This window comes from Cobetia sp. BMC6 (genome assembly GCF_029991385.1).
Classification (GTDB): Bacteria; Pseudomonadota; Gammaproteobacteria; order Pseudomonadales; family Halomonadaceae; genus Cobetia.
On sequence record NZ_JAKUMF010000001.1, the window covers coordinates 336,074 to 360,033 of the forward strand.

The following is a 23,960-nucleotide window of genomic DNA, read 5'->3' on the forward strand; positions in this document are numbered from 1 at the left end:
TCCATGGTCGATTACTTCCTGAGACACAAGGTCATCAGCTGGATGGTCGTGCTGCTGCTGTCGGTGGGTGGCGTGACCTCCTTCTTCGGCCTCGGCCAGCTGGAATTTCCCGAGTTCACCATCCGCAACGCGGTGGTGATTACCCAGTATCCGGGTGCGACGCCCAAGCAGGTGGAAGAGGAAGTCACGCTGCCGCTGGAGAAGGCGATCCAACAGATTCCCAATCTCAAGCGCGTCAGCTCGGTCAACAGCTCCGGTCTTTCCCAGATCACGCTGGAGCTCGAGAGCAGCGTGCGCGAAGGCGAGATGCAGCAGTACTGGGATCTGCTGCGCCGCAAGGTCAATGACGCCCAGTCGAGCCTGCCGCCCGGCAGTGGCTCCTCGATCGTCAATGACGACTTCGGCGATGTGTTCGGCCTGCTCTACAACCTGAGCGGCGAGGGCTATTCGGCGCATGACCTCGAGGACCAGGCCGACTTCCTGCAGCGCGAGCTGACGCTGGTGGAGGGGGTCAAGAAGGTCTCCATCGTCGGCGCGCGCAGCGAGCAGGTCATCGTCGCGCTGGATCGTGATCGCATGCAGGCGCTGAACATCTCGCCGGATCAGCTCGCCAACCTGCTCAATGCCCAGAACGTGGTCGGCGACGCCGGGCGTATCCGTCAGAACGGCCTGTCGCTGGAACTGCAGCCAAGTGGCGAGTTCCAGAGCGTGCAGGACCTGGAGCGTCTGGTGGTCGGGCGCCCCGGCAATGGTGGCCTGATTCGTCTCGGCGATATCGCCTCGGTCAGCCGCGAGTACACCGAATCGCCGTCACGCCTCTATCACACCGATGGCGAAACGGCGCTGTCGCTGGGTATCTCGTTTGCCTCTGGCGTCAATGTGGTCGAGGTCGGTGCGCTGGTCGACAAGCGTCTTGGCGAGCTTGAGTCGCGCATGCCGCTGGGCATGGAGCTGACCACGGTCTATCACCAGCCCCAGGTGGTGGATGAGGCGGTGTCCGGCTTCTTGATCAACCTGGCCGAGGCCGTCGGCATCGTGATTCTGGTGCTGCTGGTGTTCATGGGCGTCAAGAGTGGCGTGCTGATGGGGCTGGTGCTGTTGATCACCATTCTCGGCACCTTCGTCATGATGTCGATCCATGGCATCGAGCTGCAGAAGATCTCGCTGGGGGCCTTGATCATCGCGCTGGGCATGCTGGTGGATAACGCCATCGTGGTCACCGAGGGCATGTTGATCGGCCTCAAGCGTGGCAAGACCAAGCGTCAGGCCGCCTTCGAGGTCGTCAACCAGAACCGCATGCCGCTGCTGGGGGCCACGGTGATCGCGATCACCGCCTTCGCGCCCATCGGTCTGTCGCCGGATGCCACCGGCGAGTTCGTCGGGTCATTGTTCTGGGTGCTGTGCTACTCGTTGCTGTTGAGCTGGATCACCGCCCTGACGCTGACACCGTTCTTCTTCGACATGTTCTTTCGCGAAGCGCGGGAGACGGCGGGCAGTGGCACGGACGAGAATCAGGAGGAAGACCCCTATCGAGGCGTCATCTTCCGTGGCTTCCGCAGCTTGCTGAGCTGGGCGATCCGCCTGCGCTGGCTGACCCTGGGGGGCGCGGTGGCGTTGCTGGTGGCGGCCGTGATGAGCTTCGGGCAGGTCAAGAATGCCTTCTTCCCGGATGCCTCGACCCCGCTGTTCTTCGTCGATGTCTGGATGCCGGAGGGCACCGACGTGTTGGCGACGGAAGCGCGCATCGCGGACCTTGAGCAGCAGGTGCTCAAGATGGACAAGGTCAAGCATGTCACCAGCGTCACCGGTGGGGGCGCCCAGCGCTTCACGCTGACCTACTCGCCGGAAGACAGCTATGCCAGCTTCGGGCAGCTGATCGTCGAAACCCGAGACCGGGCCAGCCGCGAAGCGCGCATGGAGGAGGTGATACGCCTGGTGCGCGCCGAGTACCCTGAAGTGGAATACAAGGTGCAGGCGTTGCAGGTCGGGCCATCGGCCAAGGCGAGTCTCGAGGCGCGCCTGTACGGCGAAGACCCCGCAGTGCTGCGTCAGCTGGCGGGCAAGGTACGTCGCGTCTTCGAGGAGGAGCCGCTGGCCGACAGCATTCGTCTGTCATGGCGCAATCGCGTCAATCGAATCGAGCCCGAATTCCTGGATGATCAGGCGCGGCGTGTCGGCGTGACACGTGACTCGCTGCATCAGGCGCTGCTGATCAACAGCGACGGCGAGAGCGTCGGTGTCTATCGCGAAGGCTCCGAGCTGATCCCCATTCTGCTGCGCGGTGAGGAGCGTCAGCGCTTCGATCTCGACACCCTGGCGAGTCTCAACGTCTGGAGCGATGAGCAGGAGACCTACGTGCCGGCGGGCTCGGTGATGGGGCCGCTCAAGACAGAGCTGCGTGACCCTTTGATCAAGCGTCGTGATCGTCAGCGCATGCTGGCGGTCTACGCCGAGCCAATGCCGCTGTCCGGGGAAACGGCCGCCAGCGTGCTGGGGCGTATCCGTCCCAAGATCGAGGCCATCGAGCTGCCCGAGGGCTACCACCTGGAGTGGGGCGGCGAGTATGAAACCTCATCCGAAGCTCAGCAGGCGTTGTTCTCCTCGCTGCCGATGGGGCTGCTGGGCATGTTCGTGATCACGGTGCTGCTGTTCTCCAACCTGCGTCAGGCGCTGGCCATCTGGTCCATCGTGCCGCTGACGCTGATCGGTATCGTCAGTGGTCTGATCGTGTTCGGTGCGCCGTTCACCTTCATGGCGCTGCTCGGCACCTTGAGCCTGATCGGCATGGTGCTCAAGAACGCCATCGTGCTGGTGGAGGAGATCAACGTGCAGCTCGATGAGCAGGAGGATCGCTTCCAGGCGGTGGTGCAGGCGGCCGTCAGCCGTGTGCGGCCGGTGTCGATGGCGGCCATCACCACCATGCTGGGCATGATTCCGCTGTTCCCGGATGCCTTCTTCTCGAGCATGGCGGTGGTGATCGTGTTCGGGTTGGGCGTGGCGACCCTGCTGACGCTGGTGGTGCTGCCGGTGGCGTACTGCGCCTTCTTCCGTATCCCGACCAGCAACAAGTTTATGAAGACATCCTGATGTGATGAGAATGCGGTAATCTTGGTCTTCGCTGTCTGCGGCCACCCACACCATGACGCCCGATGACAGTGCCTTTGTCATCGGGCGTCATGGTGTGGTTCGTGCTCGCTATCCTGCGTGAGGGGCATCGCCGCAAGCCCCTTTCCGTTACACTATGCGCCGCCGGTTGCGAGTTGCCCGGTCGCAAGTGTTGCGTCAGTCGAATCCTATCGAGTCGTGAGGTGTGCCTTGGTCGAACCCCTGAGTGCCTGGTGGGGGCAACAGCTGGTGTTGTGCGGTTGGGGTTTCAGTGCCGCGCCGGAAACGGTGTGGACACCGGCCCAGGCGTGCGCGCGTCTGAAGGCCCAGGAAGTCCCGGATGCGGGGGAGCTGGGATGGCGTCTGCTGGAGGCCTTCCCCCATGACACCCCGGACCCGCTGCACCAGCTGGAGGCGTTGGAATTGCTGGCGCTGGCACTTACCGCCGGTTGGCTGTCAGAGGCGCGCACGCGTGCCTGGCTGATACGTCTGCTCACGGCGATCGGCGGGCGCTTCACCTCGCTGGATGACTGGCTCAAGGCCCTGGCCCATTCGCGCAGCGATGCGGGCTGGACGCGAGGCGATGATGGCTTCTTCGAGGCCAGTCTCGCGCTGTCCCAGTTGGAGCACGAAGACGCCGGCGTCACCTGGCCGCGTCTGCTGGAGGCGCTGGAGTCACAGCCTCCGGTGGCGGTTACTGAGCTCTGGCCTCAGGGTGAGCGCGACCGGGTCTGGATGGCGCGCGCCATCTTCTCGCCGTGGCTCGGTGGCCAGACATTGACCACCGATGACAGCGGCCCGCACGAAGACGGTGCCAGCGGTTTTGACGCCGCGGCGCACTGGCCGGACGTCACGCGCTGGCTGGCCGAGACCTGGGCGATCACCGGGCGTGATGAGCTGATTCGACTGTTGCTGTGGCTGGCCTCACAGGGGCATCGCTATGGCTGGGACATCGACAGCGCACGCCTGATGACGGCCAGCGACAGCGAGCGTGCCAAGTGGCTGGATGAGCTGGAAGCGGACGCGGCTCAGGAAGAGGCCGAACGCAAGTCGGAAGGGCGCAAGGGCGTCCCCGCGCATGCCTCCTCCAGCATCGACGTCGCCGATGGCGGGCTGGAAAAGCCCCCGTCACCCGCGGCCTATGGCGAGCTGTTGCTGCAGTATCTCGATCGTGGTGAGCCGCTGGAATTCGCCGCCTGGGACTGGCTGCGTCTGGTCGATCTCGCCTTCGCCGGGCTATGTGCCGGCTGGCTGAGTCGTGAGGAGGGCGAGGACTTCGCCGCCCACGGCATCGACCTGCTGGCGCGCCGCTATGCCGATTGGCAGGGCGTGGCTCGCGCCTATCAGCGCGGTCGCAGCCTGTTCGAGGGTGTCGATCTGACCCGCGACACCGAGAGTGACTGGCGTCCGCTGATGGCGTCGCCGCTGACGCCGCTGCGTTGCGAGCTGCATGCGCTGCTGCCTGCCTCCCAGCGTGAGCGCTGCCGAGCGGCGATTCGTGCGTGGCGCAATGACAGTCGCCACTGGGTGCTGGCCATCGCCAGTATCCGCGAGCCGGACCTGCTCTATCGTCAGGGTCTTGTCGCCGAGGTCGATACGGCGCGCCGCGAAGAGGCACGTCAATATCTCAACGAGACGCTGGCGCTGGACACCCGCGATGGTGTGCAGGGCATGGCGCGCTTCTGGCTGCCGGCGCAGGCGCATCATCTCAATCAGTTGGCCGCCGATGCCGCGCGTGGTGCCTTGCCCGATGCCCAGACGCCCTTCGGACGTGCCGATGCCGTCGAGCTGGAACGCCGTCAGCGGCTGGCCGTCTGTCATCGCTATCCTGCCAGTGTGGTGATGGCCGAGAAGTACGCCTTCTATCTGCTGATGGTGCAGGACAGCGGTGATTTCCCCGCCGATGAGCTGGCCCAGTGTGCCGAGCGTCTGCGCAGTGCCCTGTGCCGCTACTATCCGGACGCCACGCGCCTGCTGGAAGCCTGGGCGGTATGGGAATCCGCGGTGCCGGAACTCGAGGACCATCCGCTGGTCAACGAGATCCGCTGGCATCTCGATGACCCCGGCAGCCTGTTTCATTGGCTCGACTGGCGCGCCAGCGACTGGCAGGAGCCGGGGCTGCGCCCGAGTCTGGATCGCTTCACGGCGCTGGCGCTGAGCGGCCCGCTCAATACGCCGTGCTGGGGCGAGCCGATGGTGGAGTACGGGCGGGGCGTCGAGGAACTCAGCGGCTGGCTCGAAGGTCATTACGGCCTCGCCAACGCCGAGGCGCTCAAGGGCTTCCTCGACTTCCTGCGCGATGCCGGTGATCGGGACGAATACCAGATCAATTACGGCCCCTACACCCTCAATCGCGCTCGTCTCGATAATGAGATCGACGTGCTGGAAAGCGCCGAGCGCGGCGATGATGAGCAGGTGCATCTGGACCGTCTGCGACGCGTCAGGGACAACGAGGCGCGCTGCAACGAGCTGGATATGGCGGCGTGGGACATCGCCCAGATGGTGGACCTCGCGATTGCCGGGCGACAGCTGGGCTGGCTGGATGATGCGACCTTCACTGCCTATCTGGACAGCGCCTATGCGATGGCGCGTGACCACTACGGCAGCTGGAAGGAATATGCCCGTGGGCTGTTCGCCGGCTATGCCTTCTTCATGGGCAATACCGACCAGCGTGACAACTTCCTGCGCGGCTTCCGCGATGCGCTCATCCAGTGGTTGACGGTGGCGCCACCTCTGGCCGGTGCCTGGTCGAGTCTCGATTTCCCGGGCGCGCGCCCGGGGCATTGGCCGGCGTTGCATCTGGATGTGCTGAGCGGAGACGCTCGCACGTTGCACTGAGCGGGATTCAACCCAGGTCGGGTGAGCGGCAGGGGCACCTTCTCTGATGCTTTGGTCTAAAATCTGCGGTAATGGCATACGGTTTGCGGAGACATGAACTACTATCCTGCGAACGACTTGGGTTTGTCATCTGACTGTCGTCATCGTGTTGCAAGGTGTGCTGCTGCCTGATCCGGCCCACCTTGTCAGATGGTCACCGTGTTATCTCTGATCGATCAACGATCATCGTCATGCATCAATGGTTATCGCCGTCCGCAAGCGCTGCTCACCTTCACCCTTCCAGCGCCGGGCCCACGACGAGGAATGCTGGATGCGCCACGCGTTATTATGCTGTTTTCTGATCCTGCCACTGGGTGTGGCGGGCTGTGCCAGTCACTCAACACCGTCCAATGAAGTGGCCTACTACGATGTGGACCTGCCGGAACTGCCGAAGCTCAAGCGCTATCGCCAGTCCGCGCCCCAGCCGGTCGCCGAGTCGCAGGACTATGCCATGACTGGGCCGAGCATCCGCGATGTCCTGCTGGAAGAGCATGATCGCTGGGCCGGGACGCCCTACCGTCTGGGGGGAACCAACTCCCGCGGCATCGATTGCTCCGCCCTGATGCAGCATGTCTTCAGTGATGGCTTCGGCATTGATCTGCCGCGTACCACCAACGACCAGGTGAAGCGTGGCAAGCGTATCGACAAGTCGCAGCTCAAGCCGGGCGATCTGGTCTTCTTTCGTCCCTCTCGTCGTTACAACCATGTGGGGGTCTATGTCGGCAATGGCTACTTCCTGCATGCCTCCACCTCGCGTGGCGTGAAGCTGTCGCGGCTGGACAACGTCTACTGGTCCAGGCACTACTGGCAGTCGCGTCGCCCGATGCCCTACGAGGCCATGCAGATGAAGCTGGCCATGCGCAGCCAGTGAGCCGATCATGCCTGGCACTGAAAAAACCAGCGCTGAAACAGACAAGCCCTTGAAGAGACAAGCACCTCTTCGACATCACCCGGCCCTGGCCGGGTGATGTCGTTTCTGAGCCCTGGAACTTGTCAGCCACTGTTCAGGAAGGAGAGTCCAGCGCAGCGCTGTCAGCCTGACCATCAGCGTTCAGGGCGGGCCTCCCGGCCGCCGAGTGCTCAATGACGAAATCGACCAGCGCCTGCTCGGCACGCGACAGGCCGCGCTCGCGACGCCAGGCGAGTGACAGCTCAAGCCAGGCGGGCTCATCGAAGGAGACAGCGGTCAGGTTGTTCTCTTCACGGTCATCCTCGACCACACGCTTGAGGAAGGTGGTGATCCCGAAGCCACGCGCGACGATCGCCTTGTTGAGGGCGATCAGGTTCGATTCGAAGGCGATGCTCGGCGCGAGTCCATGCTGACTGGCCAGGCGCTCGATGAAGTCGCGATGGAAGTAGCCGCGCTTGAAGACCACCAGCTCCTCGGCGAAGAACTCCTCGACGCTGATCTGCGTGCGTGCGGCCAGCGGATGATCATTCGCCAGACAGACCACCATTTCCTCACTCAGGAAGTGGCGCCGGATCAGGCCATGGGTATCGGTGCCGAGTTGATCCTCGACGATGACGCCCAGATCCAGCTCGGCATTGTCGATCATCCGACGCAGGCTCAGGGTACCGCCCTCGATCACGCTGAGCTTGATGTCGGGGTAGCGTGCCTTGAACGCCATCAACAGGGGCGGGAAGTAGTAGGAGCCGAGCATCGAGGAGACGCCGATGCGCACCTCGCCCTTGACCAGCCCCTCGAGCTCGGCCATCGCCAGTGCCGCGCGCTGTGCCTGTTGCAGCAAGGGGCGGGCATGCTCGAGCAGCGTGTCGCCGGCCGGTGTCAGGCGCAGACCGCGTGAGCCTCTGACCAGCAGCTGCGTGCCCAGTCGGCTTTCGAGCCCGGCGATCGACTGGCTGACCGCTGACTGGGCCAGGCTGAGTGCCTGAGCGGCAGTGGTGAAGCTCTGGTGCTCGACGACACTGACGAAAATCTCGAGTGCACGCAGATCGAAGGGCAGTTTCATCACGGGGTCCTTTTGATCGCGAAGTTCCTTTCAGCGCGGCTCCCTTCTCGGCGCAGTTTGCGTCATCCCAGTGCCGCCATTGCCATCAGCTTTGCTGATGGGCAGCATCATGTCGAGATATTTTACTGATGCGGGCGCGCGGCGCAGACTGGCGCCATCCCCATGCTTGATTGAGTGCAGGTACCTGATGGCTTCATCGCTTTCCGCGTCTTCTTCCCCCGATTCCGCCTCCTCGTACTCCGCCGCACAGGCAGAGCTGCCCGAACCGCTCAAGGCGCGCGGGCGTGACTGGCGGCGCATGACCCAGGCGCTGTGTCTGGGTTCCTTCGTGGTCTTCATCAACCTCTATCTGGTGCAACCGCTGCTGCCGCTGCTGGCGACGGATCTGGGCCTGAGCTCGCTGCAGGCGAGTCTGTCCCTGTCGGTAAGCACCCTGACGCTGGCTCTCGCATTGCTGGTGTTCGGTCCGCTGTCCGATGCGCTGGGACGGCGGCGTATCCTGCTGTGGACCCTGGCCGGCGGGGTGGCCTGTTCAGGACTGGCCCTGTTCGCCGAGGGCTTCTGGTCGCTGCTGGCGGTGCGCGCGCTGCAGGGCTTTCTGCTCGGCGGCCTGCCGGCGGTGGCAGTGGCGTACATGAGTGACGAGATGGAGCAACCCGCCTTGATGGTGGCGGTGGGGCTCTATATCAGCGCCAATTCACTGGGCGGCATCTCCGGGCGGGTCGCGGGGGGCGTGATTGCGGAGCATTGGGGCTGGCAGGTCAGCTTTGCCGCTATCGGCGGTGTCAGCCTGCTGGTGCTGGGGGTGTTATGGCAGCTGCTGCCGCGCCAGAGACGCTTCGTCGCCCAGCCGCTCAAGCTGAGCAGCATGCTGGCAGGTCTGGGGCGTCATCTTCGCAACCCCCGTCTGTGGCCGGTGTTTTTGCTCGGCGGGCTGAATTTCTTCATCTTCGTCAATCTCTACAGCTACATGACATTCCGACTGAGTGAGGCGCCCTGGTCGCTCAGCAGTCAATGGCTGGGGCTGTTGTTCCTGACCTATCTGGCAGGCACCTTCGGCGCCTCCCAGTCTGGCCGGCTGGCACGGCGGCTGGTGTCGGGGGGCGCGCCTGAGGACGGCGAGGCCGCGCTGGCGATCGCTCAGCGACGCGGTCAGGCACTGACCATGATGCTGGGCACCGGCATCGTGGTGCTCGGCACGCTGCTGACGCTGAGCCATTCGCTGATCGGCATGCTGATCGGCCTGAGCCTGAATGCCTTCGGCTTCTTCCTCGCGCATGCCACCGCTTCGGCCTGGGTCGGACGCAATGCCGAAGGCGCGCGGGCCAGTGCCAGTGCGCTGTATCTGACTGCCTACTATCTGGGCGCGAGTCTCGGTGGCTTCTGGCTGGAGCCCTTCTGGCAGGCTGCCGGATGGCCCGGGGTGGTGGCCGCCAGCGTACTGGTGCTGGCGGTGACCTTCTCGCTGGCGACCCTGTGCTGGCGCCGGGCCGCCACGCAGTATCGAGACTGAGATCAGCCCAGACAGCAGAGCACGCAAACGACAACGGCTCGCCATCTGGCGAGCCGTTGTCGTTCAGAGGGCTTGGAGGGCGAGATCAGTGCGTGGGCGCGTCGTCGCCCCAGATCTCCTCCAGTTGATCATCGCGGCCACAGCCGGCGCGGTAGAAGCGATAGCGCACCGGGTTCTTCTTGTAGAAGTCCTGATGGTAGTCCTCGGCCGCATACCAGGGGCCTGCTGCCTCGATCTCGGTGGCGATGCCTTCGGGGAATCTGTCCTTCAGCGCCTCGCGACTGGCTTCTGCGGCGTCACGCTGGGCCTCATCGAGGGGGTAGATGCCGCTGCGGTACTGGGTGCCGGCATCACAGAACTGGCGGTCCACCGCGACCGGGTCGATGTTGTGCCAGAAGACATCCAGCAGGGTGTCGTAGCTGACCTTTTCCGGCTCGTAGACCACCTTGACCGCTTCGGTGTGCCCGGTGCGCCCCGAGGAGACCTGCTTGTAGGTCGGGTTGTCCTGTTCGCCGGCGGTATAGCCGGAGGTGGTCGAGATCACGCCATCAAGCTTGTCGAAGGGGCCCTCCATGCACCAGAAGCAGCCACCGGCGAAGATGGCGACTTCCTGGCCTTGAGCGACACCCTCGGCGACGCCCTTGGGCGCCGTTTCCGGGTCGAAGGCATTGGCGTGGCCGACAATCAGCAGACCGCCGAGCAGGCTTGCCAGTGGCGTGAGGCGTTTGAGCGCAGAGGAAGGGATTCGCGTGTATCGGGTCATGATGTCTCCGGGAAAGGCGTCGTTCCTTCGAAGTGAGAACATGGAAATCTCCATGTCCCGGTGGGCCGCGAGGTGGCTGGCCTTGCCATTCACTCACTGCCTGTATCAGGGTTCTACGCGAATCAACGTGGGATGGATGCGAACATGCAGAATGAAACGTTACCGTTGTCGTGATCAAGCCACTGCCATTCACTCCGCTACGCGAATCAGTGCATCCAGTCAGCGACATGCCTCGTAAGGACACGGTACCTCCCAATGACATGCCCATGACGGCAGGAATCGAAAAGGAAATCGCCAGTGAATAAACGCAAGTTACTGCTTCTAGGCGCCATCGTCGCTGCCATCGTGGTGTTCTTTGCCAGCGGGGCACAGGACTACTTCACCCTGCAGAGCCTCAAGGCCAGCCAGGCGGAATTCCAGGCGTTGTTCGCGGAATCGCCGTACAAGGTCGCGGGCACCTTCTTCGTCGTCTACGTGGCGATGGCCGCACTCTCGCTGCCCGGTGCAGCACTGCTGACGCTGCTGGGTGGCGCGCTGTTCGGCTTCGGCTGGGGGCTGTTGCTGATCTCCTTCGCCAGCACCATCGGTGCGACGCTTGCCTTCCTGATTTCCCGCACTCTGCTGCGCGAGAGCATCGAGAAGCGCTTCCGCCGTCAGCTCGAGTCACTCAACCGGGGGGTCGAGCGTGAGGGCGGCTTCTACCTGTTCACCCTGCGCCTGGTGCCGGTCTTCCCGTTCTTCATCGTCAACCTGGTGATGGGCCTGACGCGCATGCGCGTGGTCACCTTCTACGTGGCAAGCCAGCTGGGCATGCTGGCGGGCACCGCCATCTACGTAAATGCCGGGCGTGAGCTGGGCCAGCTGGAGTCGCTGTCCGGTATCCTCTCGCCGGGGCTGATCGTCTCCTTCATCGCACTGGGCGTCTTCCCGCTGATCGCCAAGAAGATCGTCGGTGTTCTGCGCAAGCGCAAGCAGCAGGCGGCCTTCGACAAGCCGAAGACCTTCGACTACGACATGGTCGTGATCGGTGCCGGTTCGGCGGGTCTGGTGACCAGCTATATCGCCTCCGCCGTCAATGCGCGTGTCGCGCTGATCGAGCGTCACAAGATGGGCGGTGACTGCCTCAATACCGGCTGTGTGCCCTCCAAGGCGCTGATTCGTGCCGGGCGTGCGGCTCATGAGATTCGTCAGTCCCAGCGCTTCGGGATCACCGCCAATGAGCCGGAGATCGACTTCGCCAAGGTGATGGGCCATGTGCAGGACGTGGTCGAGAGTGTCGAACCGCATGACAGCATCGAGCGCTACGAGAGCCTGGGCGTGGAAGTCCATACCGGCAATGCCAGACTCAAGACGCCCTGGGAAGTGGAAGTCGATGGGCGTGTGCTGACCACCCGCAATGTGGTGATCGCCACCGGTGCTCGTCCGCGTGTGCCTGCGATCCCCGGGATCGAGCTGATCACGCCGCTGACCTCTGACAACCTTTGGGATCTCAGGGTGCAGCCCAAGCGCCTGGTCGTGCTGGGTTCCGGTCCGATCGGCATGGAGCTGGGTCAGAGCTTCGCGCGCCTGGGCAGTCACGTCACCATCATCGAGGGTGCGCCACGCGTGATGCCGCGTGAAGATGAGGAGGTCAGTACGCTGATGCACGAGCAGCTGGCTGGTGAGGGCGTCGATCTGCGCATCAATTCCACCGCCACGCGCATCGAGGTGCTCAAGGACAAGGACAGTCAGCCAATGCGCCATCTGGTCGTGAGCTCTCCCGACGGCGAGGAGAGCTGGATCGAGTTCGACGAGCTGCTGGTGGCCATCGGGCGCGAAGCCAACGTCGAAGGCTTCGGTCTGGAAGAGCTGGGCATCGCGGTTTCCGAGCGCGGTACCATCGATGTCTCCGAGTCGCTGCAGACTCTGCAGCCGAACATCTGGGCATGCGGCGATGTGGCCGGCCCCTACCAGTTCACCCATGCGGCGGGTCATCAGGCGTGGCACGCGGCAGTCAACGCCTTGTTCGGTGGTCTGAAGACCTTCAAGGTCGACTACCGTATCATGCCGATGGTCACCTACACGGAGCCGGAAGTGGCACGTGTTGGCCTCAATGAGACCGAAGCCAAGGCCCAGGGCTATGAGTACGAGGTCACCCATTACGAGATGGGCGAGAGCGATCGTGCGCTGGCCGAGCGGGCCACCGAAGGCTTCGTCAAGGTGCTCACCGAGAAGGGGCGTGATCGCATCCTGGGTGTGACGCTGGTCGGTGCCTATGCAGGGGAGTGGTTGGCAGAATTCACCATGGCCATGAAACATGGCATCGGTCTCAACAAGATACTCTCCACCATCCATCCGTACCCGACACTGTCGGAAGCCAACAAGGCCGCGGCGGGCATGTGGAAGAATGCCCACAAGCCGGAAGGCGTGCTCAAGGTGCTCGATCGTTACTTCACCTGGCGCCGCAACGGCCGCTTCGAACCGACCAAGACGCTCAAGGCGACGGACACCGCGAGTGCTCCGGCTGCTGAAAAACACTAATCGATGACTGATGCCGCGCACCCGCATGTCCGGGACGCGGCATTTTTCCATCAGGAGAAGCCCTTCATGAAGACGAATCATCTGGCGGGTCGCCGTCGTGCCCTGGCGCTGATGGGCGGTTCGCTGGTCTTGCTGGCCGGCGCCATTGCCAGCCCCTGGGCCGCTTCTCTGGCGTATGCCGCAGATGCGCAGGCCGGGCGCCCGATCCCTGAGCTCGCTTCGCTCGAGTGGCAGGTGATCGCCGAACGCGCACGCGGTCAACGTATCGACTTTCATGCCTGGGGAGGTAGTGAGGCGACCAACGCCTATCTGCGTGCCCAGGCCGAAACGGCAGCAGCGCGGCATGGTATCGAGGTGCGCCACGTCAAGATCGCCGATACCGCCGAGAGCGTCTCGACCCTGCTGGCCGAGAAGGCGGCCGGGCGCCGTGATGGCAGCATCGATGTGATCTGGATCAACGGCGAGAACTTCCGTGCGCTCAAGCAGGCCGAGCTGGTGTGGGGGCCCTTCGTGGAGCGCCTGCCCAACAGCGACTATCTGCTCGAGGAGATCGGCGCGCGCGATTTCGGACTCGCCACTGACGGTCTGGAGGCGCCCTGGGGGCGTGCGCAGCTGATCTTCATGTACGACACCGCGCTGCTGGAGTCGCCGCCGCGCTCGATGCAGGCCCTGTTGGATCTGGCCAGAAAGCATCCCGGACGCGTGACCTATCCGCAGCCGCCCAGCTTCCACGGCACCACCTTCCTCAAGCAGGCGTTGCTGGAACTGATGCCCGCCGAGCAGCGCGAGGAGCTGGCCGCTGCCATGGTCGATGAGGCCCAGTTCGCGCGGCTGACCGCACCGCTGTGGGACTACCTCGATGCGCTGCATCCGCTGATGTGGGCGCAGGGCGAGCGTCAGCCGGCCGGTGCCGAAGAGCAGATGAAACTGCTCGCTCAGCGCAGCGTGTGGATAGCGCTGACCTTCGTGCCTCAGGAAGTGGCCAATGCCCGTCAGGAAGGGCGGTTGCCACCGACCATCGAGCCGTATATCCATGACGGTGGCACCCTCGGCAATGTGCACTATCTAGCGATTCCGGCCAGTGCACCGCACAAGGCCGCTGCTCTGGTGTGGATCAATCAGTTGATGTCCGCCGAGGCCCAGGCCGCCAAGGCCGACCCCTCGCGCTGGGGCGATGACACGGTGCTGAATGTCGCCCGCCTGCCGCCACAAGAACGCGCCGCCTTCGAGGCCTTGCCGAGCCTGCCGGGCAGCATGTCGCCCGAGGCGTTGGGCACACCGCTCAGCGAGCCACATCCGAGCTGGACCGATGCGCTGGAGGCCGAGTGGGCGCGACGCTATCGCAACTGACGCAATGGGTCGCTGATCGCTGGCGTGTCGCGCCCGCCACTGGTCATGCGCCGCTGACGCCCGCCCGCGTGCTGCGCTGGGGCGTCCTGCTGTTGCTGCTCGGCCCGACGGCGCTGGGGCTGGCCGGACTGGTCGCGCCGGCCTTCGGGCTGTGGCCGACACTGGGCTTCGAGGAGGTCTCGGCGGTCGCCTGGCAACGCTGGTGGGCCTTGCCCGGACTGACGGAGGGCTTTCGTCTGACGCTGGTCAGTGGCCTCGGCGGTACGCTGCTGGCGGTGCTTTTGACCCTGGGGTGGGTCTCGGCCGCCGCCGGGACTCGCTTCGGTGAGCGCATGGAGCGTCTGCTGGCCCCGATACTGGCGATGCCGCATCTGGCGCTGGCACTGGGGCTGCTGTGGCTGGCGGCGCCCAGCGGCGTGCTGATGCGCCTGCTGCTGGCACCTTTCGAGGTACTGGTACCGCCGCAGTATCCGCTGCCGGATGCCCATGGCTTCTCGCTGGCGATCGGGCTGGCGCTCAAGGAGGCGCCATTTCTGATGCTGATGGCGCAGACGGCGCTGTCACGCCTGCCGGTCACGGCGCAACTGCAGGCAGGCCAGGCGCTCGGCTACAGCATCCCTCAGCTGCGCTGGCGCATTCTGATGCCCCAGGTGATGCGCGCGATCGCCTTGCCCATCGGTGCGGTACTGGCCTACTCGCTGGCGGTGGTGGATGTGGCACAGGTGTTGGGGCCGACGCGCACGCCGACGCTGGCGGTGCGCCTGGTCGAACTGTGGCGTGACAGTGACCCGACGGCGCGCCTGCCGGCGAGTGTCGGCGCCCTGATGCTGGCCCTGCTGGTGATCGGGATGATGGCGCTGGGCGCGGCGCTGGGGCGCGCTCTGCTCACCTGGCACCGCGACTGGGTATTGAGCCATCACCCGGCGCGCGCAAGCCGCCTGGCGCTGGCGAGTGAAGTCATGTTCGGGTGTGTCGCGCGCGGAGTGCTGGGCGGGGTCACGCTGATCTCACTGCTCGCCTTCGTGGTGATCGGCGTGCAATCGGTGGCCAGGAGCTGGTTCTTCCCTGCGCTGTTGCCGTCTCGTTGGGGCTGGGAGAGCTGGCACCAGGCCCTCGCAGGCCTGGGTGATGCCTTCAGCAACAGCCTGTGGCTGGCGCTGCTGGTGGCGACGCTGGCCGTCATCCTCAGCGTGGCGGTGTTCGAGCGTGAGCGGGAAAGTGGCCGCCTGCGCGGCTTCGTGGTCTGCCTCTATCTGCCATTGCTGCTGCCGCAGGCCAGCTTCCTGTTCGGCTTTCAGGTCGGCTGGTTGAGCCTGGGGGCCAGCCCCGGTTGGACGGGAGTGGTCATCGGCCATCTGCTGTTCGCCTTGCCTTATGCCTGGCTGACGCTGGCCGGCCCCTGGGCACGCTTCGATACCCGACTCGAGCAAGCGGCACGTCTGCTGGGGCGTTCACGGCTCGAGGTGCTGATCGGTATCCGCCTGCGCCTGATGCTCAGGCCGCTGGCCATCAGCTGGGCAGTGGCCTTCGCGGTCAGCATCGCGCAATACGTGCCGACGGTGGTGCTGGGCGGCGGGCGTGTCCCGACCCTGACCACCGAAACCCTGGCGCTGGCGACGGGGGCCGACCCACGTCTGACCGCGGTGGCCGCCTGCCTGCAGGCTTGTCTGCCGCTGGTGGTCTACTTGCTGGCGCGTGCGGTACCAGCCGGGCGCTCGGTCTCGCCGACGCGCGGCTGAGCACCTGTCGGGCGCTGGAATGACGATGACCTCAACGATCTCATGGGAGTAGATGCAACATGCTGGACAAGTGGACCTCACGCTGGGTACAGCCGCCTCTGAAACGTCTTGCGAAAAGTGCGGCGGCGCGCGGTCTGCATCCGGATCAGCTGACCCTCGCGGGCTTCGTCATCGGCATGTTGGCGTTGCCGTTGCTGGCTTGTGGGCACTTCGGGCTCGCGCTGGCCGCGATCCTGATCAATCGGGTGGTGGATGGGCTGGATGGCGCGCTGGCGCGGCACGCCGGCCTGAGCTCCGATGCCGGTGGCTTTCTGGATATCTGTCTCGATTTCCTGTTCTATGCCGCTGTGGTGGTGGGTTTCGCACTCTCGGATCCTGCCGCCAATGCGATGGCGGCGGTGGCATTGCTGTTCGCCTTCGTCGGCACGGGCTCGAGCTTTCTGGCCTTCGCCATCATGGCGGCCAAGCATCAGCTGGAGCGACCCAATTTCACGCGCAAGGCCTTCTATTATCTGGATGGCCTGACCGAAGGCACCGAGACCATTGCCTTCTTCGTGTTGGCTTGCCTGATGCCACAGCATTTCGCATGGTTGGCGTGGATCTTCGCCGCGGCATGCATCCTGACCACGCTGACGCGCGTATGGGGAGGGTATGTCACCTTGCGAGCGCAGGACCAGAACGAGCATCACGGCATCGTCCCAGATTGATGCGTTGCGAACCTGGCCGTTCCGGTGACATGGCTTTTCACCTTCCTCACTTGCCTTGCTCAGGCACATCGGAGTTCTGCCAATGAAGATTGCTTCCCGTCAGTTGCCGTCATTCCTGCCCCTGTTTGCGGCAGTCGCCTCCAGCGGCCTGCTGACGGCGCTACTGCCCTCCGTGGCCCACGCGGCTGACAGGAGTTTCTCGCCTGCGCAGATTCTTGCCTGGGGTGAGAAGACCTTCGAAGGCCAGACGGCCTATCGCGTGGTGGAGCGCGACGGCAGCCCTGCGCTCGAGGCGCGCGCCCAGGGTCAGGCGTCCGCACGCTATCTGGAGCAGGATATCTCGCTTGAAGAGACGCCCTACCTGAAATGGTGCTGGCAGGTGGATGGCATCTATCCGGGCCTGAACGAGAAGACCAAGGGCGGCGATGACTATCCGGCACGCCTCTATGTGGTCAACAAGACCGGCATCCTGCCGTGGCAGGTGGAAGCCATCAATTACGTCTGGTCCAGCAACGAAGCGCAAGGCAGTCACTGGGACAATGCCTTCACGGATCGTGCCGTGCTGCTGGCGGTCGAATCCGGCGACGTGAAGGTGGGGCAGTGGGTGGCGGTGGTGCGCGACCTGCGTGCTGATTACGCGTCACTGTTTGACAGCAAGCCGAGCGAGATTGCCGGTCTTGCGCTGATGGCTGACGGCGACAATGCCGGCGGTGATGCCACGGCGCTGTTTCGTGGCCTGAGCCTTTCCAGCGATGCCACGCCGCCCGACTGCGGCGTTTGATCCGGGAGCATGAGTGATCAGGCCTGTGGAGAGAGGGCTGAGCCAGTCTGACCAGCGCGCCAAGCCAGCCGGGCCTACACGAAGGCAGTCACGAAAAAGCCCCGCGACTGATGACTCAGTCGCGGGGCTTTCGGTTCCGACCTCCCACAGTATGGGAGGTGCTCATCCGGGGCGAGGCCTCAGATGAGGGAAGAGGCGGAGCTTAGTGCTCCACGCCGCCTTCGCCGTGAACGTGGCCGTGTTCCAGCTCTTCGGCAGAAGCTTCACGCACGTTGGTGATCTGCACGTCGAAGTTCAGGGTTTCGCCGGCCAGCGGGTGGTTGCCATCGACAGTGACAGTGTCGCCTTCGACCTTGGTGACGGTGACCATCAGCGGGCCGCCCTGGGTCTGCGCCTGGAACTGCATGCCAGCTTCGATGTCTTCGACACCCTGGAAGGCTTCACGCGGTACTTCCTGGACCAGGGCTTCCTGGACTTCGCCGTAACCTTCTTCCGGAGAGACGGCAACTTTCAGCTCGTCGCCGGAAGTCTTGCCGTCGAGTTCCTTCTCGAGGCCCGGGACGATGTTGCCAGCGCCGTGGATGTAGGCCAGCGGCTCGCGACCTTCGGAGCTATCCAGCACTTCCCCTTCGTTGTTGGTCAGGGTGTAGTGGAAGGATACGACGGCATTCTGGGCGATTTGCATGATGAGAGCCTTTCGATAGGTATATGAACGTCAATGGTAACGTGCCCCTGAGGTGACTGTCAGGGGGGAAACTGGAAAAAAGCCGCGTATCACGTGGCTCCTGGCCCGCTGATGACATTGCCGGAGAGGCAATCCAGCGCACGTTGCCTTGTCTTGAAAGTATAGGTGACGCTCGCAGGCGTGCATTTCAACCCCGAGGCAGGGTTTTTTCTCACCCCGAAGTCATTGGTGAAGAAAGGCGCAAAACTGTCGGATCATCAGGTGTCTGGCGGAGTTGCCCTGTCAGCGTATAGTGGCCTTCCTGCTGGCGGCCATGCAAGGTTGGGGCGATGGCTTGCGAGGGCCACGGGGTCTGGTTACTCTGCCTACTCGGATATTGCGGATTCTGACGCGCGGCCCGAGGTGGCCTCGCTCTGCACACTCTGTCCCGTCGCCTGACGGGAAATGACAACTCAGGCGCCATGCGACCCTATTTTTCAGGAGAGAATTTCGATGACCGTGACATTGATCTGGCTGGTGAGCTTCGCTGCGATCTTCATGCTGTGCTTGAACCGCTGGGAAGGCTCGCTGGGTGCCACCGTCAAGCGTGTCCTGCCGGAGGCTCTGAGCATCGATAGCGGTGACCGCTACGTCTGGGGCGTGGCCCTGGGTATCCTGGGGGCGACCTTCATCGTCAATCCCATCTCCATGCTGATGGCATTGATCGTGCTGGCGCTGATCGTTCTGATCGGCGGCAAGCTGATCTGCTGGGGCATGAGCAAGGTCAAGATGCACTGATCTCACCAGCAGCAACCTTCCGGGAAGCCTGACGTTTCCCGCAGACAGAAAGGCCGGGCTATCTGCCCGGCCTTTCTGTTTCTGCTCATCTGTTTCTGCTCATCTGTTTCTGCCCATCAGGCTCTTCTCATCGGACTCTGCTCAGCCATCGCTGCCTGTCAGTGCCGCTTGCAGCTCAGCGCTGACTCACAGCCAGGTCGAGAGCGTCAGCGAGCCGAATTGATCGCTCTCCTGCTGCGTCTCGAATTCGTGAGTGCGCCACACGTTGACGAACGCCAGCTGCCAGCGTTGCCAGCTGAGCGCGAAGCCCAGCTGCAGGTCGCCGACCAGTGGGCGACGGTCCACCGAGGCGCTGTCCTCGAAGCCATTGCCATCCAGCAGCATGTTGTAGGCCATCGCGCGGCCTTCGATATTGGCGAACAGGTACCAGGCGAAGTCGCCGTCGGAATGGAAGTACTGACGGCCGCCCTGGGCTGGCGCGACTGTCGGTATCCCGTAGCTGCGGGTCAGCCCCTGGCCGATGCGCACTCCGCCTCCGACGCCCGCATAGGTGTAGAGATTGCCCAGCGCCACGGAAGCCGATGGCCCGTACTCCACCTCAAGCCCCGCGGCCCTGGCGGGCAGCCATAGCTGCGTCTGCCAGCCGGTATTGATCACCGGCTCGTTGTGCAGCTGGTGATCCCAGCCTTCCGGCTCATCGCTGCTGGTCAGCTTGTGTACCGCCTTCTGGGCATCCTTGGCGCCCGAGGCCGGGCCGACGATGCCGAGATCCAGATTGAAGGTATCCACCCGTCGCCAGTCATCTCCTTCTTCACCGGCGAACAGCGAGACGCCACCGAACAGGTAGCCTGCGTAGGGGCGGTCATCCTGATCAGGTTGATCTCGCGTGATGTCATTGGGGGTATAGATCTGCTGTCCGAAGCGGTAGGCCGTGGCGTCCAGTCGCGCAGCGCTGAAGCCGGGCACCCAGTCCGCGAATGAGCGTGACCAGTGCTGCTGTGGTGTCTCGAAGGTGTAGCTCAACGCAAAGCCGTTGGTGTAATGGCCATCATCGCCGGAGGTGAGAATGTCGTTCTCGACCTTCAATGACAGCACGCCACCCTCGTCCTCGGCTGCCTCCACCATGGGGGCCAATGCCACCGCACCCAGCATGATCAATGCCATGCCCAGGCGCCGGGTCGAGAAGGCCGGTGCCATCTGCGGGGCATGGCTGAGGGCGGCGGTACCGCCGGGACTGTCAGTGACTGCGCTGGGACAAGCGCGGGGGGAGCTTCTTGAAGATGACATGCCACAAGACAGCTTGCGGGTGCTTGGGCGAGAACCTGCTGGACGGGCAGTGACGGGACGCATCGCAACTCCTGGGACGGAAAGTTGTACACAGAGTCAATTTTGGCTGCAGACGTATAACTTTGCACAAAAAATCCCGATTTCATAGCTTGTTAACCAATAGGCAATCTGCAGACTACCCATTGAGGCGATCCATGGCTGTGTGAGTTGGAAGGAGGGGGGGACGAAGCGAAGGGGGGAGGCAGGAGAAAGCGAGGCGACGCTTCCTGGGCGGGGCCTGCGACAGGCACCGCAGAAGGGCACAGAAACCAAGCGGTCGGCGCCCCCTGCAAGGGAGCGCCAACCATCGAGAACTCAGTAAGGCGCGACGCTCAGGTTGGCGCCGTAGCCGACCAGGCGGACACGTTGGCCAACCGAGAAGGCGGTATCGGCTTTCTGGACGACGATGAGGCTGTCGCCGGCATCGCGGCGGACTTCAATCTCGTAGGCATCGATCTGGTCGACCTTGTCAGCGATCGACTTGCCAGCCACGCTGCCGCCGATGGCGCCCGCGGCAGTGGCGATCGCACGGCCGGAGCCGCCGCCGATCTGGCTGCCGAGCAGGCCGCCGACAACCGCGCCACCCAGGCCACCGAGCACGCCACTACCTTCATCCTGTGCCTGGATCTGCACCGGGCGCAGTGAGGTGATGGTGCCGTAGCTGACGGACTGTGCGCGCTTGGCCTGATCGCCGGTGTAGACGTTGCCGGAGTAGATGTCGCTGTTCGCGCAGCCGCCAAGTGTCAGCACGCCGAGTGCGATCACGGGCAGCCAGCGGCGTGCGCCAGTCGATCGTTTGTGAGTCAGTGAGAGTGTCATGGTGTATCTCCTCGCATGATGCGGTGCAGCTTGAGGTTGTGATGGAGAATGCTGAGTGCTGAGAGAGCAAGACTCAGGTAGGCGATCACTTCCTTGGGCCGCCAGCAGGTTCCTGTCACGACGGGCGTGCGAGAACACTGTTTCTTAACATTATAGACCACGTCGGCCTTGACGGGTTCCCGACCTGAAACGCTGAGGTGACGCAACTTCTGCACTTCCCGGTCGCGTGAGTGCTACCACGTGGGTACCGACCACGTGAGTACCGACCACGTGAGTACCGACGCATGAGTGCTGCCACGTAAGGACTTCCGTGTGAGCACTTCTGCATGAGCCATGCCGCATGAATGTCAGCGCTGGGATATCCGTCGACGTTGATGAACATTCGCGGCGGGCATCCACGGCGGGCATTCAAGGCGCCAAGGCACGAAAAAGCCCGCGTGAGCGGGCTTCGGTCAGTCTGCGGGTGGCACCTCGCGCAATCCTGTCATTGCGAGGTGCCATACCGCGATGTCAGCGGCCTAGAACTGGTCTTCTTCCGTGGAGCCCGTCAGCGCTGTGACGGAGGAGTTGCCGCCTTGAATGACGTTGGTCATGTCATCGAAGTAACCGGTGCCGACTTCCTGCTGGTGCGCCACGAAGGTGTAGCCCTTCTCGGCTGCGGCGAATTCGGCTTCCTGCACCTTCTCGACATAGTGCTTCATGCCTTCGCCCTGCGCATAGTCGTAGGCAAGATCGAACATGTTGAACCACATGTTGTGGATACCGGCCAGGGTGATGAACTGGTACTTGTAGCCCATGTCCGACAGTTCCTGCTGGAACTTGGCGATGGTGGCGTCGTCGAGGTTCTTCTTCCAGTTGAAGGAAGGCGAGCAGTTGTAGGCCAGCAGCTGGTCCGGGTATTCCTTCTTGATCGCTTCGGCGAAGCGGCGCGCCTCCTCGAGGTCCGGCTTGGCGGTTTCGCACCAGATCAGGTCGGAGTAGGGCGCGTAGGCCAGACCACGGGCAATGGCTTGATCCAGACCTGCCTTGACGCGATAGAAGCCTTCGTCGGAGCGCTCACCGGTCAGGAACGGCTTGTCGTAGTCGTCGACATCCGAGGTGATCAGGTCGGCGGCATTGGCATCGGTACGCGCGATGACCAGGGTCGGGACACCCGCCACGTCAGCGGCCAGGCGAGCAGCCACCAGCTTCTGCACCGCTTCCTGGGTCGGCACCAGTACCTTGCCACCCATGTGACCACACTTCTTGACAGAGGCCAGCTGATCCTCGAAGTGCACGCCGGAGGCGCCCGCACGGATCATGGCAGTCATCAGCTCGTAGCCGTTGAGCACGCCACCGAAACCGGCCTCGGCATCCGCCACGATAGGCGCGAAGTAATCGACGAAGCCGACATCGCCGGGGTTGGCCCCTTTCTGCCACTGAATCTGGTCGGCGCGGCGGAAGGTGTTGTTGATGCGCTTGACCACGGTCGGCACGGAATCCACCGGATAGAGCGACTGATCCGGGTACATGGCCTCACTGGTGTTGTTGTCGGCGGCGACCTGCCAGCCGGACAGGTAGATGGCCTCAATGCCGGCCTTCACCTGTTGCATGGCCTGGCCACCGGTCAGGGCGCCCAGACAGTTGACGTAGCCCTTCTTGGCATCACCATTGACCAGTTTCCAGAGCTTCTCGGCACCGCGGGTCGCCAAGGTGTTGGCTTCCTGGACGGAACCGCGCAGGCGCACCACATCCTCGGCGGAATAGGGGCGAGTGATCCCTTTCCAGCGCGGATTCTCGGCCCAGTCCTTCTCGAGCGCGGCAATCTGATCGGCACGTGTGTGACTCATGGTGGCATCTCCTGATGGCTTCGTCGTCGGGGCTCAGCCCCTGGCGTATTGTCTGTGTCTTGTATCTGTTCGCTTGTCTATCGTCTGACGGTCGACGCGAGAGCGACGCGTGAAATGGGAGTGGCGGTGCTCTGCGTCTTGAGGTTGCTGCATGACAGTTTGTTGTTATTGATCTTTCAGGCATCACCAGAGGAGTCACGCCGTGCGACAGAAGACGTCGTCGGTGGCGTTGTCGAGCTCCGCTGGCTCAGCAAGTCTGAAGCGAGCCTTGATCACGCCAAGGCAGGCTGTTTCCAGGCCGGGTGCCGCTGTCAGCGTGATGCCGTCCAACCAGGGCATCAGGAAGTACAGGCTGGCTTCCAGCGTGGGTAGCGTGCAGTGGCTGAGGGTGAGGACGATGCGCGGCGGCCTGCCGTTTGGCGCGCGCAGTCGTGAGACCAATTCTCCCCAGCACAGCGCCTCGCGCACGCTGCTGATCTGGGCAATGGCCAGCACCGAATGACGTTCGCCGCGATGCCGCGCGGCGGCCAGTGTCCAGAGGGCCCGGGGAAGCGGGCGGTTGCCCAGCTGCATTCCCGTCACGTCATCGGTGAGTCCGGCGAGTGACAGCTGGTCAGGCGCCTCCTGCGTCTCGCCAGCGGTTGCCGGCTGCCCGTTGCGCTCAAGCTGCCAGCCACTGCCCTGTGAGCGCAGTTGCCATTGCTCGCCGGGAAGCTGCCAGCGCTGGTCGCGACTCAGATGGCAGATCGTCTGCGCCTGTGCCGCCACCGACTCCGCTGTCTGCGGTGGCAGCAGGTCCTTGAGGGGACGCGCCAGCTTGAGAATCCGTGTGCGGATCTCGGCGTTGTGCCATTGCTCGGCCAGAGCGGCATCATCAGGTTCCCCGAGTACCTGGTCACCCCTACCACCTATCAAGGCGACCTGCGTTCGTGAGTCTGAGGTGAACATGGGCGAATCTCCTGAAGGCGGTGCCGAGTCGGGCAGTGCGTCATGTTGCAGTGCAGCGTAAATGGCTTGATCTCTAGCATCGCTCCGAAATTGAGTGCTGTCTTTCATTCCTTGGTCGTATTAAAACGATCGTTTTACAACAGATTCAACGTTGCGTAATTCCTGCTGACAAACAGTCGTTTTAATTCATTCTCAATGACGTCATGATGTCAGTATCCATGCGGTTTGGGGAATTATGACTTGGTCAAGGA

Annotated in this window: 17 protein-coding genes; 10 read left to right on the forward strand and 7 right to left on the reverse strand. The window is 63.6% G+C overall.

Going from position 1 to position 23,960, the window contains the following annotated elements; translation table 11 throughout:
• Positions 1-3: 3 nt before the first annotated feature.
• The 3 genes from MKZ40_RS01475 to MKZ40_RS01485 all read left to right on the forward strand — a co-directional run bounded on the left by MKZ40_RS01475 (position 4) and on the right by MKZ40_RS01485 (position 6,853).
• Positions 4-3,087, forward strand: a complete 3,084-nt coding sequence (locus tag MKZ40_RS01475) for an efflux RND transporter permease subunit (RefSeq protein WP_175088416.1) — start codon at positions 4-6, stop codon at positions 3,085-3,087.
• A 228-nt stretch (positions 3,088-3,315) separates the two neighbouring features.
• Complete coding sequence (locus MKZ40_RS01480; RefSeq protein ID WP_175088417.1) at positions 3,316-5,943, forward strand: YbeU/YbeR family protein; 2,628 nt, start codon at positions 3,316-3,318, stop codon at positions 5,941-5,943.
• A gap of 310 nt (positions 5,944-6,253) precedes the next feature.
• Positions 6,254-6,853 (forward strand): NlpC/P60 family protein, encoded by a 600-nt coding sequence (locus MKZ40_RS01485; RefSeq protein WP_175088418.1) that lies wholly within the window; start codon positions 6,254-6,256, stop codon positions 6,851-6,853.
• A 133-nt stretch (positions 6,854-6,986) separates the two neighbouring features.
• Here MKZ40_RS01485 and MKZ40_RS01490 read toward each other — a convergent pair whose 3' ends face one another.
• Positions 6,987-7,952, reverse strand: a complete 966-nt coding sequence (locus MKZ40_RS01490; protein WP_175088419.1) for a LysR family transcriptional regulator — start codon at positions 7,950-7,952, stop codon at positions 6,987-6,989.
• 187 nt (positions 7,953-8,139) lie between these two features.
• Between MKZ40_RS01490 and MKZ40_RS01495 the strand changes: the two genes are divergently transcribed.
• Positions 8,140-9,465, forward strand: coding sequence for an MFS transporter (locus tag MKZ40_RS01495; RefSeq protein WP_175088420.1), 1,326 nt, complete (start codon positions 8,140-8,142; stop codon positions 9,463-9,465).
• Between the two features lie 85 nt (positions 9,466-9,550).
• Here the strand turns inward: MKZ40_RS01495 and msrA are convergent, their stop codons facing one another.
• Positions 9,551-10,228 carry a peptide-methionine (S)-S-oxide reductase MsrA gene (gene msrA / locus MKZ40_RS01500; RefSeq protein ID WP_175088421.1) on the reverse strand — a complete coding sequence of 226 codons (678 nt, stop codon included), beginning with the start codon at positions 10,226-10,228 and terminating at the stop codon, positions 9,551-9,553.
• Positions 10,229-10,525: 297 nt separating this feature from the next.
• Here msrA and MKZ40_RS01505 point away from each other — a divergent pair, with 297 nt between their 5' ends.
• From MKZ40_RS01505 to MKZ40_RS01525, 5 genes are all read left to right on the forward strand, one after another.
• Positions 10,526-12,748 (forward strand): FAD-dependent oxidoreductase, encoded by a 2,223-nt coding sequence (locus MKZ40_RS01505; RefSeq protein ID WP_175088422.1) that lies wholly within the window; start codon positions 10,526-10,528, stop codon positions 12,746-12,748.
• 66 nt (positions 12,749-12,814) lie between these two features.
• Positions 12,815-14,098, forward strand: coding sequence for an ABC transporter substrate-binding protein (locus MKZ40_RS01510; RefSeq protein WP_175088423.1), 1,284 nt, complete (start codon positions 12,815-12,817; stop codon positions 14,096-14,098).
• Positions 14,074-15,837, forward strand: coding sequence for an ABC transporter permease (locus MKZ40_RS01515; RefSeq protein ID WP_175088424.1), 1,764 nt, complete (start codon positions 14,074-14,076; stop codon positions 15,835-15,837). The genes MKZ40_RS01510 and MKZ40_RS01515 overlap by 25 nt, the downstream gene beginning before the upstream one ends.
• A 59-nt stretch (positions 15,838-15,896) precedes the next feature.
• Positions 15,897-16,544: a CDP-alcohol phosphatidyltransferase family protein gene (locus tag MKZ40_RS01520; RefSeq protein WP_175088425.1), complete on the forward strand. Its 648-nt coding sequence runs from the start codon at positions 15,897-15,899 to the stop codon at positions 16,542-16,544.
• An 82-nt stretch (positions 16,545-16,626) separates the two neighbouring features.
• The gene (locus MKZ40_RS01525; protein WP_175088426.1) at positions 16,627-17,325 is read left to right on the forward strand and encodes a DUF3047 domain-containing protein; all 699 of its coding nucleotides are present in this window, start codon (positions 16,627-16,629) and stop codon (positions 17,323-17,325) included.
• A gap of 202 nt (positions 17,326-17,527) precedes the next feature.
• On the opposite strand, the gene MKZ40_RS01530 is transcribed toward MKZ40_RS01525, so the two are convergent.
• Positions 17,528-18,010 (reverse strand): peptidylprolyl isomerase, encoded by a 483-nt coding sequence (locus MKZ40_RS01530; RefSeq protein ID WP_043333860.1) that lies wholly within the window; start codon positions 18,008-18,010, stop codon positions 17,528-17,530.
• 492 nt (positions 18,011-18,502) lie between these two features.
• On the opposite strand from MKZ40_RS01530, the gene MKZ40_RS01535 reads away from it, so the two are divergent.
• The gene (locus tag MKZ40_RS01535; protein ID WP_166018928.1) at positions 18,503-18,787 is read left to right on the forward strand and encodes a hypothetical protein; all 285 of its coding nucleotides are present in this window, start codon (positions 18,503-18,505) and stop codon (positions 18,785-18,787) included.
• Positions 18,788-18,973: 186 nt separating this feature from the next.
• Here MKZ40_RS01535 and MKZ40_RS01540 read toward each other — a convergent pair whose 3' ends face one another.
• The 4 genes from MKZ40_RS01540 to MKZ40_RS01555 form a co-directional block, all read right to left on the reverse strand.
• Entirely contained in the window at positions 18,974-20,074 is a 1,101-nt protein-coding gene (locus MKZ40_RS01540; RefSeq protein WP_217485784.1) for a lipid A deacylase LpxR family protein, read from the reverse strand.
• Positions 20,075-20,428: 354 nt separating this feature from the next.
• A complete protein-coding gene (locus MKZ40_RS01545) occupies positions 20,429-20,932 on the reverse strand; it encodes a glycine zipper 2TM domain-containing protein (protein WP_175088427.1) in 504 nt (167 codons plus the stop codon).
• A gap of 518 nt (positions 20,933-21,450) precedes the next feature.
• Positions 21,451-22,761, reverse strand: coding sequence for an isocitrate lyase (gene aceA / locus MKZ40_RS01550; RefSeq protein ID WP_175088428.1), 1,311 nt, complete (start codon positions 22,759-22,761; stop codon positions 21,451-21,453).
• A gap of 195 nt (positions 22,762-22,956) precedes the next feature.
• Complete coding sequence (locus MKZ40_RS01555) at positions 22,957-23,709, reverse strand: hypothetical protein (protein ID WP_175088429.1); 753 nt, start codon at positions 23,707-23,709, stop codon at positions 22,957-22,959.
• Positions 23,710-23,960 lie beyond the last annotated feature (251 nt).

Excerpts from the sequence above, each read along its gene's own strand:
- msrA (WP_175088421.1), bottom strand. The coding sequence starts at position 10,228 with ATGACCCGATACACGCGAATCCCTTCCTCTGCGCTCAAACGCCTCACG.
- MKZ40_RS01510 (WP_175088423.1), top strand. The coding sequence starts at position 12,815 with ATGAAGACGAATCATCTGGCGGGTCGCCGTCGTGCCCTGGCGCTGATG.
- aceA (WP_175088428.1), bottom strand. The coding sequence starts at position 22,761 with ATGAGTCACACACGTGCCGATCAGATTGCCGCGCTCGAGAAGGACTGG.
- MKZ40_RS01525 (WP_175088426.1), top strand. The coding sequence starts at position 16,627 with ATGAAGATTGCTTCCCGTCAGTTGCCGTCATTCCTGCCCCTGTTTGCG.
- MKZ40_RS01495 (WP_175088420.1), top strand. The coding sequence starts at position 8,140 with ATGGCTTCATCGCTTTCCGCGTCTTCTTCCCCCGATTCCGCCTCCTCG.
- MKZ40_RS01540 (WP_217485784.1), bottom strand. The coding sequence starts at position 20,074 with ATGTCATCTTCAAGAAGCTCCCCCCGCGCTTGTCCCAGCGCAGTCACT.
- MKZ40_RS01485 (WP_175088418.1), top strand. The coding sequence starts at position 6,254 with ATGCGCCACGCGTTATTATGCTGTTTTCTGATCCTGCCACTGGGTGTG.
- MKZ40_RS01555 (WP_175088429.1), bottom strand. The coding sequence starts at position 23,709 with ATGTTCACCTCAGACTCACGAACGCAGGTCGCCTTGATAGGTGGTAGG.
- MKZ40_RS01475 (WP_175088416.1), top strand. The coding sequence starts at position 4 with ATGGTCGATTACTTCCTGAGACACAAGGTCATCAGCTGGATGGTCGTG.
- MKZ40_RS01535 (WP_166018928.1), top strand. The coding sequence starts at position 18,503 with ATGACCGTGACATTGATCTGGCTGGTGAGCTTCGCTGCGATCTTCATG.
- MKZ40_RS01545 (WP_175088427.1), bottom strand. The coding sequence starts at position 20,932 with ATGACACTCTCACTGACTCACAAACGATCGACTGGCGCACGCCGCTGG.
- MKZ40_RS01520 (WP_175088425.1), top strand. The coding sequence starts at position 15,897 with ATGCTGGACAAGTGGACCTCACGCTGGGTACAGCCGCCTCTGAAACGT.
- MKZ40_RS01490 (WP_175088419.1), bottom strand. The coding sequence starts at position 7,952 with ATGAAACTGCCCTTCGATCTGCGTGCACTCGAGATTTTCGTCAGTGTC.
- MKZ40_RS01530 (WP_043333860.1), bottom strand. The coding sequence starts at position 18,010 with ATGCAAATCGCCCAGAATGCCGTCGTATCCTTCCACTACACCCTGACC.